Annotated in this window: 7 protein-coding genes and 1 tRNA gene; 2 read left to right on the top strand and 6 right to left on the bottom strand. The window is 66.8% G+C overall.

The window, feature by feature from the left end:
- Nucleotides 1-144: 144 nt before the first annotated feature.
- Nucleotides 145-1110, top strand: coding sequence for an FHA domain-containing protein (locus tag HF885_RS05870; RefSeq protein ID WP_170103989.1), 966 nt, complete (start codon nt 145-147; stop codon nt 1108-1110).
- 9 nt (nt 1111-1119) lie between these two features.
- A complete protein-coding gene (locus tag HF885_RS05865; protein WP_170103987.1) occupies nt 1120-3222 on the top strand; it encodes a DUF6273 domain-containing protein in 2103 nt (700 codons plus the stop codon).
- Nucleotides 3223-3414: 192 nt separating this feature from the next.
- Here HF885_RS05865 and clpX read toward each other — a convergent pair whose 3' ends face one another.
- The 6 genes from clpX to carA form a co-directional block, all read right to left on the bottom strand.
- A complete protein-coding gene (clpX, locus tag HF885_RS05860) occupies nt 3415-4710 on the bottom strand; it encodes an ATP-dependent Clp protease ATP-binding subunit ClpX (RefSeq protein ID WP_170103985.1) in 1296 nt (431 codons plus the stop codon).
- A 32-nt stretch (nt 4711-4742) separates the two neighbouring features.
- Complete coding sequence (locus HF885_RS05855) at nt 4743-5354, bottom strand: ATP-dependent Clp protease proteolytic subunit (RefSeq protein ID WP_170103983.1); 612 nt, start codon at nt 5352-5354, stop codon at nt 4743-4745.
- Between the two features lie 142 nt (nt 5355-5496).
- Nucleotides 5497-6837 carry a trigger factor gene (tig, locus tag HF885_RS05850; protein ID WP_170103981.1) on the bottom strand — a complete coding sequence of 447 codons (1341 nt, stop codon included), beginning with the start codon at nt 6835-6837 and terminating at the stop codon, nt 5497-5499.
- Nucleotides 6838-6911: 74 nt separating this feature from the next.
- A tRNA-Leu gene (locus tag HF885_RS05845) sits at nt 6912-6998 on the bottom strand.
- A gap of 112 nt (nt 6999-7110) precedes the next feature.
- Nucleotides 7111-10350: a carbamoyl-phosphate synthase large subunit gene (gene carB / locus HF885_RS05840; RefSeq protein WP_170103979.1), complete on the bottom strand. Its 3240-nt coding sequence runs from the start codon at nt 10348-10350 to the stop codon at nt 7111-7113.
- Nucleotides 10350-11618, bottom strand: a complete 1269-nt coding sequence (carA, locus tag HF885_RS05835; protein ID WP_170103977.1) for a glutamine-hydrolyzing carbamoyl-phosphate synthase small subunit — start codon at nt 11616-11618, stop codon at nt 10350-10352. The genes carB and carA overlap by 1 nt, the downstream gene beginning before the upstream one ends.
- Nucleotides 11619-11794 lie beyond the last annotated feature (176 nt).

Here is an 11794-nt window from a genome sequence, read left to right as displayed (position 1 = left end):
GATGCGTCACCGTGCGCTGCCGTACCATCCTAGGAACGGAAACGAAGTCCGCAAGCCCGGAACGTGGGGGCTTGGTCGCCTGGGTGTGGCGAATCTCTCTTGTCCCACATCGTCACCACATCGCAGGAAAGGCCGCAAGCATACATGGAGACTCCAAGTCACATTCTCTATGCTGACCTCAAGGCCTTCGGCCACATATCCAACCGCGACGCCGCCATGATCCTCCTGAGCCCGACGGCAAGCGCCAACGGCATGCCGATCCGCGGGCGCGCGGGCACCGACCGCACGTTCCTCTCGCGCGACATCGTCCACGCAAGGCCCGGCCGCTACGGAACGGAGGCGTTCAACAGCTTCCCAAGGTCCGCCCAGCAGCTCGAGAACCTGATCCTCTCCCACCTCAGGGAGGCAGGCTCGGGTCCCGCGCAGTTCGACAGGCACTACCGCGGGCAGGCCGCCGACTCCATGCGCAACGCAATCGCGAGGTTCGGGCAGGACGGGAACCTCTACCAGAACGCGCTCGACAGGATCTGGGCCGCTAAGCAGCTAGGCGACGGCGAGAAGAGCCACCTCGGCTTCATGCTCTTCGTGGCGACCGGGTGCCTCGGCGACCCTCGGGTCTCCATCGGCATCGTGGATGCCTACTCGCGGGCATGCTACGCGGACGGCCTCCACACCATGGAGACGCGCATCGGCAGTGAGCGTCCGTCTAGCGCAGCGGCGGAAGACGATGTCTGCCTGGGAATACTTCGCATCGACAACGGCGAGGCAAGACTTCCCGTATACCCGCTCTCGCTCGAGCCGGAGGGGACCATCATCGGCGCGCTCGCACCGGGTGCGCAGGACGTGACCGCCGTCGGAAGCGACGTCTCCGCCCGGCACGCCAGGATCTGGCGGTCGCATGGCACCTGGTGGCTCCAGGGCCTGCACTCGACAAACGGCACGACGCTCGTCTCGGGCGACACGCGCGAGGTCACCGTCGTCGAGCCGCCCCAGTCCCAACGGGAGCCCGGCCGGGAGTACGGGCCGGTCAGGATATCAAACAGCGACGTCCTGCGCCTCGGGGCGTCGACGGAGTTCCTCGTCATGCGCATAGCGGGCGAGAAGAGCTAGGAGGACAGGTTGAAGCACGAAGCCAACGAGGAGGGTAATAGCGCTCTCGAGGTCGTGGAGTTCGCCCAGCTCGACACCTCCTTTGCCGTGAACCCCAAGGATGAGGGAACCGTGCGCCGCAAGTACATGACGGTGCTTGCACAGAGGCGGCCAGCAACCGACCACCTCTCGGACTGCGAGGTGCTGGCGGCACACAACACCGAGGGCGACCTGTTCGCCCTGAAGCGCCTCCGCCCCCTCCCCACCGACACGGACCCGCTCTCTCGCCGCGGGCGCGAGGCAGCACTCTTCGAGGAGTACCGCACCATGCTTGCGGTCTCCTCTCTCAGGGGCTTCCCGAGGGTCTACGGCTACGGCGTGACGCGGGCGGGAGACCCCGCTATCCTGATGGAGTGGATACCCGGAAAGACCCTGCTCGCCGCGGAGCGCGCGCAGGACCTCCCACTCTGCGAGGACGGCAGCGGCTGCACGGGGCATGCCGTCGCGGCGCTCGCCCTCGGCGCGCTGCAGACGCTCGTCTCCACCAGCTGCCTCGACGGCACCTTCATCCATCGCGACATATCCCCGCGCAACATCATGGTCCTCCCCGCAAACGGCGATTCGGGCGACGTCCTGGACCTCCGTCTCATCGACCTGGGAAGCTCCATCTTCATGAGCAGGACCGAGGCGACCTTCACCCGCACCATGGACGTATGGCGCGCCGCGACGCCGGAGTACGCCCCACCCGAGATGCTCGCGCTCGACGACAGGAGCTACATCGAGGCGCGACGCTCCCCCTCCATCGACGTCTATGCGCTGGCCAGCGTGCTCTACGAGATGTACGGGGGAAGGACGCCGTTCAGGCTCTCCGAGCATCCGGGCGAAAGCGCGTTCAAAATCAAGACGAGCCACGCGCCGGAGCCGCTCGTGGCGCACATCGACGCAGACCAACCCCTGATAGACGCCCTCATGCCCTGCCTCTCGGCAAGCCCCCATGACCGCCCTTCCGCTAGCGAGCTCTTCCGGGGCATCGCCGCGTGGCAGGAGAAGACGACGGGGCACGCCATCGAGCTCGTACGCGAGCAGGCGCCGAAGGTTGACGGCAAAGCCCACCTCGAGAGCGGATATGTCTCCGCCTACGCACCCTCTGTCCCGATCGCAGGTCCCACAACGCCCGCGGGCGAGAAGGGCACCGCCGCGCCCCAGGCGTCCGAGGGCAAGATAGTGATTTCCAGGCGCTCGCTCCTGATCGGAGCCGGATGCGCCGTAGGTGCCGCGGCGCTCGGCATCGCCGCGTACCGCACGCAGCTCTTCGGCGCCCTTGCCGACCACGGCCTGAATGACAGCAGCTGGGACGAGCTTTCCAAGGTCGCGCGCAAGATCGCAAACGCGGGGGATTCCAAGGAGGCCCTGTCACTTGCCGTCAAGTACGGCATCGCCAGGAAGGACGGGTCCATCGCCGGCAACCTCACGAAGGACATCGAGCTTCAAGACGGCACGAAGGCGACCGTGCGGATAGTCGGCTACCACCACGACGACCGTTCGGACGGCAAGGGCAAGGCGGGGCTCACCTTCGCCTTCAGGGCGCCGGTCGCGGCAAGGAACATGAGCGACGCCAAGATGGCCCAGGGCGGCTGGAAGGACTGCGACATGCGCGCGTGGCTGAACGACGACTTCCTCGCGATGCTGCCAGAGGAGCTGTCCTCCGTCATCGTCCCCGTCTCGAAGCTAACGAACAACGCGGGCGCAACGAGAAGCGCAGACTCCGTCACCGCCACCAAGGACTCCGTGTGGCTCTTCTCGATGGCAGAGCTCGGCGGCAAGCGCACGACCGCCTCCTTCTCGAAGGGCTATGGGTACCTGGCCGGAATCATAAACGCCGAGGGCACCCAGTACCGCTACTGGAAGGATCGCAAGGTCTCCACGAACGCAAGGGCGAACGACGCGACGGCAGAGCGCTGGAAGGGCTCGAAGTGCTACTGGTGGACGCGCTCCCCCAGCCCCGACTGCTCCGAGGACGATGGACAGACCTGGTTCAACCGCGTGGGGCCGAGTGGGGACGTCTTCCGCTTCGCCGTGGCGGCGACGGGAGACGACAACGACTCGACCGTGCTGCCGGGATTCGCCATCTAGGGCGGCGGCAGGGGACGTCCCCAGCGTACGCCCGGAGAGTCGCCCCACACGTCACGCGCGCCCACGAGGCGCAAGAGCAGCAGAATGCCCGCCGTACGGAGTGATACCGTACGGCGGGCATCGTGTCTTGAGCCTCTGGCGGACGCCTCGTGCCAGGCGCCTCGTCCTTCTCGCCCAGGCGCGCCCTGCGGGCTACGCCGAGTGCTTGCCGAAGCCTGAGCCGGACTTGCGGACGATCTTTGGCGGCTGCTTGCCGCCGACGGACTCCGGGGTCACCACGACGTCCGTGATCTCGAGGTCGCTCGGGATGTCGAACATGGTCTCCTCGAGCGTCGCCTCGCAGATGGCGCGAAGGCCGCGGGCGCCGGTGTTCCTCGCGATCGCCTCGCGGGCGATCTCGCGCAGCGCGTCGTCCTGGAACTCGAGGTTCACGCCCTCGATCTCGAACATGCGCTTGTACTGCTTCACGATGGCGTTCTTCGGCTGCGTCAGAATCTCCACCAGGTCGTCCTCCGTCAGCTCCTTCGTGGAGGTGATGACGGGGATGCGGCCGATGAACTCGGGGATCATGCCGAACTTGTGCAGGTCCTGGGGCATGACCTGGGCCATGAGCTCGTCGGAGTTCTCCTCGACCTTCTTGTTGAGCTCCGCGTTGAAGCCGATGCCCTTCTTGCCGATGCGGTCGGCCACGATCTTGTCCAGGCCGACGAAGGCGCCGCCGCAGATGAAGAGGATGTTCTTCGTGTTGATGTGGATGAGCTCCTGCTGGGGGTGCTTGCGGCCGCCCTGGGGCGGGACGCTCGCGTCCGTGCCCTCCAGGATCTTCAGGAGCGCCTGCTGCACGCCCTCGCCGGAGACGTCGCGCGTGATGGAGAGGTTCTCGGCCTTGCGCGCGATCTTGTCGATCTCGTCGATGTAGACGATGCCCACCTCGGCGCGCTCCACGTCTCCGTCGGCCGCGGTGATGAGCTTGAGCAGGATGTTCTCCACGTCCTCGCCCACGTATCCGGCCTCGGTCAGCGTCGTGGCGTCCGCGATCGCGAACGGCACCTCCAGGAAGCGCGCGAGCGTCTGGGCCAGGAGCGTCTTGCCCGTGCCCGTCGGGCCAAGCAGGAGGATGTTGCTCTTGGCGAGCTCCACCTCCTCGCCCGCGGAGTTGACCTCGTCGTCGCCCATCTGGACGCGGCGGTAGTGGTTGTAGACCGCAACGCTCATGGCGCGCTTCGCGGCCTCCTGTCCCATAACGTACTGCGAGAGCTCCTCGTAGATCTCGTGCGGGGTGGGCAGGTTCTCGATGAGGTCGCTGCCCTTCTCCCCCTCCTCCACCACGTGCGCGTCGTCCTCGCTGATGATGTCGGAGCACTCCTTCACGCACTCGTCGCAGATGAAGACCCCGTTGGGCCCCTGGATGAGCTTGCGAACCTGGCTCCTGCTCTTGCCGCAGAACGAGCAGTGCATCTCGGGCATGTTCATGTCGTTGTTCGGCATCTGGTTCTCTTCCTAAGCTGCTCGCCTTGAGGCTACGCCTGCTCGTTGCGCGAGGCGATGACCTTGTCGACGAGACCGTACTCCTTTGCCTCCTGGGCGCGCATGTAGTTGTCGCGCTCGGTGTCCGCGTTGATCTTCTCCACGGACTGACCAGTATACTGCGCGAGGAGCTCGTTCATGTGCTCGCGGATGTATTTGGTCTCGTCGGCGACGATCTGGATGTCGGTCTGCTGTCCCTGGGCGCCGGAGCTCGGCTGGTGAATCATGATCATCGAGTTGGGAAGCGCGAGGCGCTTGCCCGGGGTTCCCGCGGCGAGAAGGACGGACGCCATGGAGGCGGCCATTCCCACGCAGATGGTCGAGACGTCCGGCTTGATGAAGTTCATGGTGTCGAGGATGCCGAGGCCCGCGTACACCTCGCCGCCGGGAGAGTCGATGTAGAGCGAGATGTCCTTGTCGGGATCCTGGCTCTCGAGATGCAGCAGCTGCGCGATCACGAGGTTCGCGGAGTCGCGGGTGATCTCCTCGCCCAGGAAGACAATGCGGTCGTTCAGCAGGCGCGAGTAGATGTCGTAGCTGCGCTCGCCACGCGGCGTCTGCTCCACCACGTACGGGATGAGGGGTGTGTTCATGGGGTTGTGCATGCGTTCTCCTTCTTGCCGGAACGTTGGGCCGGCCGTCAGAACATGGGACCTGTCCCATGCAATGCCACTACGATGGTTGCAAAAAGCGCTCCGAGGTACCTGTTACCCTCGGAGCGCTTCCCGTAGTCTAAGTTATCGAGAGTTACTCGGCGTCCTCGGAATCCGCACCCTCGGCCTTCGCGCGGGCCTCGGCGACCTCGTCCACGACGGTCACGGGAGCGTTCTCGACCATCCAGTCCACGGCCTTGGAGCGGCGGATGGACTCGCGGATGGCGGGCAGCTGGCCGCCCTTCTTGAACTCCTCGATGCGGGCGTCGACGTCGTCGACGTTGGCCTTCTCGAACTCGGCGCGCACGTCCTCGTCGGTGGCCTCGAGGCCGAGCTTGTCGGCCAGGGCGTCGAGCGCCAGGGACTGGCGGGCGCGCTCCTCGGCCTGCTCGTGGAGGTCGTTCACGAAGTCCTGGCTCTTGATGTTGCGAGCCGCGAGGTACATGTCGAGGCTGATGCCCTGGCGCTGGAGCTGGCCGAGGACCTCCTGGCCGAGCTCGTTGAACACCTGGTTGAGATAGGCCTCGGGGACCTCCTCAAGGGTGAGGTGCTTGCCGATCTCCTCGACGACGCGGTCTTCCTTGAGGGAGGGAAGGCTGGACTTCTTGTCGTTCTCGATGTCCTCCTTCAGGGCGTCGCGAAGCTCCGCGACGGTGTCGAAGCCGAAGTTCTTCTTCGCGAACTCGTCGTCGAGCTCGGGGGTGACGGACTTCTTGATGGCCTTCAGGGTGACGGAGACCTCGTAGTTGCGCTCGTTATCGCCCTGCTTCTCGGTCCAGGCGATGTCCTTCTGGTCGCCCTTCTTCATGCCGACGACGCCCGCCACGAACTCCTCCGGCAGGTAGGTGCTCGCGAGGTTCAGCTGGCGGTCGGTGCCGGCGAGGCCGGACTTCTGCTCGGCCTTGTCCTCGACGTCCAGGGAGACGACGTCGTCCTTGGTGGCCTCGCGGTCCTCCTCGACGTCCTCGTAGGTGTTGTGGTAGCTCATGAGCTGCTCGAGCTGCTGGTCGATCTCGGCCTCGGTGGCCTCCTCGGGAGGCATGTTGATGGCCGGCGCGTCATAGCTGTCCAGCTCGCAGGTGGGCGGCACGCTCACGGTCACGGTAGCGGTGAAGTCCTCGTGCTCCACGACGGCCAGGGGATCCTCGCCGTAGTCGGGGCTCTCGACGGGGACGATGTCAAGCTCCTCGAGCATCGCGGGCTGTGCGTCGTTCATGAGGTCCTCGGTCGCCTGGCCAAGAACCGCCTCGCGGCCGACGATGCCGTCGATGACGGGGCGCGGGGTGTGGCCCTTGCGGAAGCCCTGGAACTGGTACCTGTGAGAGATGTCCTTGTACGTGCGGGCGACGTACTTGTCGACCTCGGCGGCAGGGACGGTAATGGTGGCGACTACCTTGCCATTCTCGGGCTTCTCAGCGGTGACGGTGATGTTCAACGTTCCTCCAGTGTTCTCGTGCCAGGGAGCAGGGCCCACGTCTTGCCCCCTTGCGCAGTTACTCTGCTTTGCATTGGTGCGGGCGAAAGGATTTGAACCTTCACGAGATTTCTCCCACTGGAACCTAAATCCAGCGCGTCTACCAGTTCCGCCACGCCCGCATGATTCATGCACAGCCTATGCATGATAGCAAACGTTTCGCATTTTACCCCGCTGTCCGCAAATCTTTCCATGCGAGCTGCGCAAAAGGGCCCCTCGAGCGGGGGCCCTTGCCTAGCGCAGGTCCTGCAGCGCGTACACGTCCAGCTCTCGGTCCCTCACGGCCGCGAGCGACTGCACCAGCGCCACCGTCGCCGAGAGCGCCGTCACGCACGTGATGCCGCGGCTCACCGCCTCCTCGCGAATCCTGGACCCGTCGCCGCGCGAGTCGTGCCCGTGCGGCGTGTTGATGATGAACGAGATCCGTCCGGACCTCATCTCGTCGATGGCGTTCGGGTGCCCCTCGCTCAGGCGCCGGCACACCTCGCACTCTATGCCGGCGGCGCGCAGCGTCTTCGCCGTGCCCCGCGTCGCGAGGATGTCGTAGCCCAGGCCCCTCAAGGCAAGCGCCACGGGCGCGATGGCGCGCTTGTCGCGGTCGCATACGCTCACGAACACCGTGCCGCGCTCCGGCATCCTGTACTCGATGGCCTGGCGCGTCTTCGCGTACGCCTCGGGGAAGCTCCGCGCGATGCCCATGACCTCGCCCGTCGACCTCATCTCGGGGCCAAGCTCCACGTTCGCTCCCGGGAAGCGCGACCACGGCATCACGGCCTCCTTCACCGCGAAGTAGCCCACCTCCCTATCCTCCGGCGGCAGGCCGAGGTCGCGGATCTTCTCGCCCGCCATGACGCGGGCGGCGCAGCGGGCGAGGCTCACGCCGGACGCCTTGGACGAGAAGGGCACGGTCCTGCTGGCCCGGGGGTTGAGCTCGATCACGAACACCTGCTCGTCCTTGACGGCGTACTGCACGTTGAGCGGCCCGACGATCCCGACGGCGAGCGCGAGCTGCCGCGTGATCTGCCGCACGCGCGCCACGATGGCGTCGGAGAGCGAGAAGCACGGGTAGCAGCACGCGGAGTCGCCGGAGTGGATGCCGCACTCCTCGATGTGCTCCAGCACGGAGCCCACGTAGCACTCGTCGCCGTCCGCGAGCGCGTCCACGTCCAGCTCGATGGCGTCCTCCAGGAAGGCGTCCAGGTAGACGGGGTGGTCGGGCGACACGTGCGCCGCCGCGGACATGTACGTGGACAGGTCGTCGTCACTGTACACGATGGCCATGCCGCGCCCGCCCAGCACGTAGCTCGGTCGCACGAGCAGCGGGAACCCAAGGCTGCGGGCGACGCTTCTGGCCTCGTCCACGGTCTGGGCCGTGGAGCTGGGCGGGTAGGCCACGCCCAGCCTGTCGAGCAGCCGGCTGAAGCGGTCGCGGTCCTCAGCCAGGTCGATGGCGTCCGGCTGGGTGCCCATGATGGGCACGCCCGCCGCCTTCAGCCTGTGGGCGAGGTTGATGGGCGTCTGCCCGCCAAGCGTCACGATCACGCCCTGCGGCCGCTCCACCTCCACCACGTTCATGACGTCCTCGAACTTGAGCGGCTCGAAGTACAGGCGGTCCGACGTGTCGTAGTCCGTCGAGACGGTCTCGGGGTTGCAGTTCACCATCACGGTCTCGAAGCCGCGCTCGCGCAGCGCCGCGCTCGCGTGCACGCAGCAGTAGTCGAACTCGATGCCCTGGCCAATGCGGTTGGGCCCGGCGGAAAGGATCATCACGCGCGGCCGCGCGCCCTCGGCGTGCTCGCCGGCGGGCACGGCGCCCAGTACGGGCGCGGCCTCGTACGTGAGGTAGTGGTAGTCCGTCCGCGCGGCAAACTCGCCCGCGCACGTGTCCACCGTCTTCACGACGGGACGCACGCCCTCCACCTCGCGCAGCGCGCGCACCACCTCGGCGCTGGTGCCCGTGAGCCACGCGATCTGCTCGTCGGAAAAGCCCATCTGCTTCGCGGCGAGCATCGTGGGCGCGTCGAGCCCCGCCAGCCCAAGCTCGCGGATGCGCCCGCCCGCGGCCACGATGTCGCGGACCCTTCCCAGGAACCACGCGTCGATGCCGCTCAGCGCGTGCACGCGCGCCACGTCCCAGCCGCGGCGCAGCGCCTCGGCCACGTGGAAGATGCGCCTTGGCGTGGGGGTGGAAACACGCTCCTCCAGGTCCTTCTCGCCCAGCGCGAAAAGGTCGTCCACGCCGTCCATGCCCAGACCCCTATGGCCCTGCTCCAGCGAGCGCAGCGCCTTCTGCAGCGCCTCCTCGAACGTGCGGCCGATCGCCATGACCTCGCCCACGCTCTTCATGCGCGTGGCGAGCGTCTCGCTCGTGCCCTTGAACTTCTCGAACGCGAAGCGCGGCACCTTCACCACGCAGTAGTCGATGGACGGCTCGAAGCACGCCGGCGTGGCGCGCGTGATGTCGTTCGTTATCTCGTCCAGCGTGTAGCCCACGGCGAGAAGGGCCGCGGCCTTGGCTATGGGGAACCCCGTCGCCTTCGAGGCAAGTGCCGAGCTCCTGCTCACGCGCGGGTTCATCTCGATCACGATCACGCGGCCGTCCGTGGGGTTCACGGCAAACTGCACGTTGGAGCCGCCGGTTGCCACGCCCACCTTCTCCAGGATCGCAAGCGAGTAGTCGCGCAGACGCTGCAGCTCCGCGTCGGAGAGCGTCTGGGCGGGCGCGACCGTGATGGAGTCTCCTGTGTGCACGCCCATGGGGTCCAGGTTCTCGATGGAGCAGATCACGATGCCGTTGCCCTGGGCGTCGCGCATCACCTCCATCTCGATCTCCTTCCAGCCCGCGATGGAGCGCTCCACCAGCACCTCGTGCTCCGGGCTGAGCGAGAGCCCCTGCCCGGCGATGATCTCGATCTCGCCCTCGTCGTGCGCGACGCCGCCGCCGGCGCCTCCCAGCGTGAAGCTCGGGCGTATGACGACGGGGTATCCCAGGCGCGCCGCCACGGCGCGGGCGTCGTCCAGGCTGTGCGCGAAGCCGGAGTCCGCAACCTCCAGCCCCAGCTCGCCCATGGCCTTCGCAAACAGCTCGCGGTCCTCTCCCACGCGGATGGAGTCCAGGTCGCATCCTATGACCTCCACGCCGCACTCGTCCAGCACGCCGGACTCCCCCAGCGCGATCGCGCAGTTCAGCGCCGTCTGGCCGCCCATGTTGGGCAGGATGGCGTCCGGCCGCTCCTTGCGGATGACCCTGCCCACGGCCTCCGCCGTGAGCGGCTCCACGTACGTGCGGTCCGCGGTCTCGGGGTCCGTCATGATGGTCGCCGGGTTCGAGTTCACCAGCACCACATCGTAGCCCGCCTCGCGCAGCGCGCGGCACGCCTGGGTGCCGGAGTAGTCGAACTCGCAGGCCTGGCCGATCACGATGGGGCCGGAGCCAATTATCAGGATCTTGTGCAAGTCATCGCGCCTGGGCATCAGAAGCGCCTCCCCTCGCGCACGTCGATGTCAAGGCAGTCTGCGTCGCCTGCCATGAGCCGTGCGAACGACGTGAACAGGTACGCGGAGTCGTGCGGCCCCGGGCACGCCTCCGGGTGGTACTGCACCGAGAACGCGGGCACGTCCAGGAACTGCACGCCCTCCGGCGTGCCGTCGTTCAGGTTCACGTGCGTCAGCCTCACGCGGCCAAAGCGCTCGTTCATGACCACGGGCGCCACGTGGCGCTCGCTCCATGCGCGCAGGTCGCGCTCATGCTCCGCAAAGCCGCCGGACTCCTCCGGCACGATCTTGCCCAGCGACTCGAACACCAGCCCGTAGTTGTGGTTCTGGGCCGTTATCTCCACCCTGCCGGTCAGCAGGTTCATCACGGGCTCGTTGCCGCCGTGGTGCCCAAACGGCAGCTTCTCGATCGTTGCGCCCGCCGCAAGGGCCATCAGCTGGTTGCCCAGGCAGATGCCAAACACCGGCACCTTGCCCATCAGCTCGCGCGCCGCCTGCGCGGTCGCCCCAACCTGGGTGGGATCGCCCGGCCCGTTCGAGAAGAACACGCCGTCCGGCGCCGCGCCGTCCGGCCCAAGCGCAAGCACGCGCCTGGCCGGAGTGTCCCACGGCACCACGACCGTCTCGCACCCCACGGCCGCGAGCCCGTCCGCGATGCCGCGCTTTTCTCCGCAGTCGTACGCCACCACGCGGAAGCGCCGCTCCCCCGCCGCGGGCACCACGTACTCCTGCTTGGTCGAAACGTCCGGCACATAGTTGTGGCTCGATATCCCGGGTGCCTGGCACACGCGCGCCACAAGGCTCTTGGGGTCCAGGTCCTCCGTCGATATCGCGGCTCGCATGGCGCCCGCCGAGCGAATGCGCAGCGTGAGCGCGCGCGTGTCCACGCCCTCGATCGCGACGACGCCGCTCTTGCGCAGCAGGTCCGGAAGGCTGCCCTCGCTCTGCCAGTTGCTGGGCTCGCGGCACATGTCGCGCACCACCAGGCCGGAAAGCGCAAGCCCGCCGGACTGCATGGCGGCGGCGCTCACGCCGTAGTTGCCAACCTGCGGATACGTGAGCGTCACGATCTGTCCCGCGTAGCTGGGGTCGCTCACGATCTCCTGGTATCCCGCCATCGAGGTGTTGAACACGATCTCGCCAAAGGCCTCGCCGCCGGCACCGGCGCTTCGACCCCTGTACACCGTGCCGTCCTCGAGCGCCAGAAGCGCCTGTGTCTGCCGTTCCCTGCTCACAAGTGGGTTCATGCAACCATCCTCTCCGTGCCGCGCGCCAAATAGAGGGACCCCACCCCTTGGCGGAATCCCTAATCATCACCTTGACGCATGGTCATCCTTTACGGTATCTCCGTACCGTCCTTAAAGGTTGTTTCGTATTGTAGAGGGTCTGATATGCGTTTTAGTATCAATTCGTGGTCATGTTT

The sequence above is a fragment of the Parafannyhessea umbonata genome, assembly GCF_012844235.1.
Lineage (GTDB): Bacteria > Actinomycetota > Coriobacteriia > Coriobacteriales > Atopobiaceae > Parafannyhessea.
Note: the sequence above shows the minus strand (reverse complement) of the source record. Positions and strands in the feature narration are given on the sequence as shown.

Coding starts and splice junctions, on each gene's coding strand:
- HF885_RS05870 (WP_170103989.1), top strand. CDS start 145: ATGGAGACTCCAAGTCACATTCTCTATGCTGACCTCAAGGCCTTCGGC.
- clpX (WP_170103985.1), bottom strand. CDS start 4,710: ATGCCGAACAACGACATGAACATGCCCGAGATGCACTGCTCGTTCTGC.
- HF885_RS05855 (WP_170103983.1), bottom strand. CDS start 5,354: ATGCACAACCCCATGAACACACCCCTCATCCCGTACGTGGTGGAGCAG.
- carB (WP_170103979.1), bottom strand. CDS start 10,350: ATGCCCAGGCGCGATGACTTGCACAAGATCCTGATAATTGGCTCCGGC.
- carA (WP_170103977.1), bottom strand. CDS start 11,618: ATGAACCCACTTGTGAGCAGGGAACGGCAGACACAGGCGCTTCTGGCG.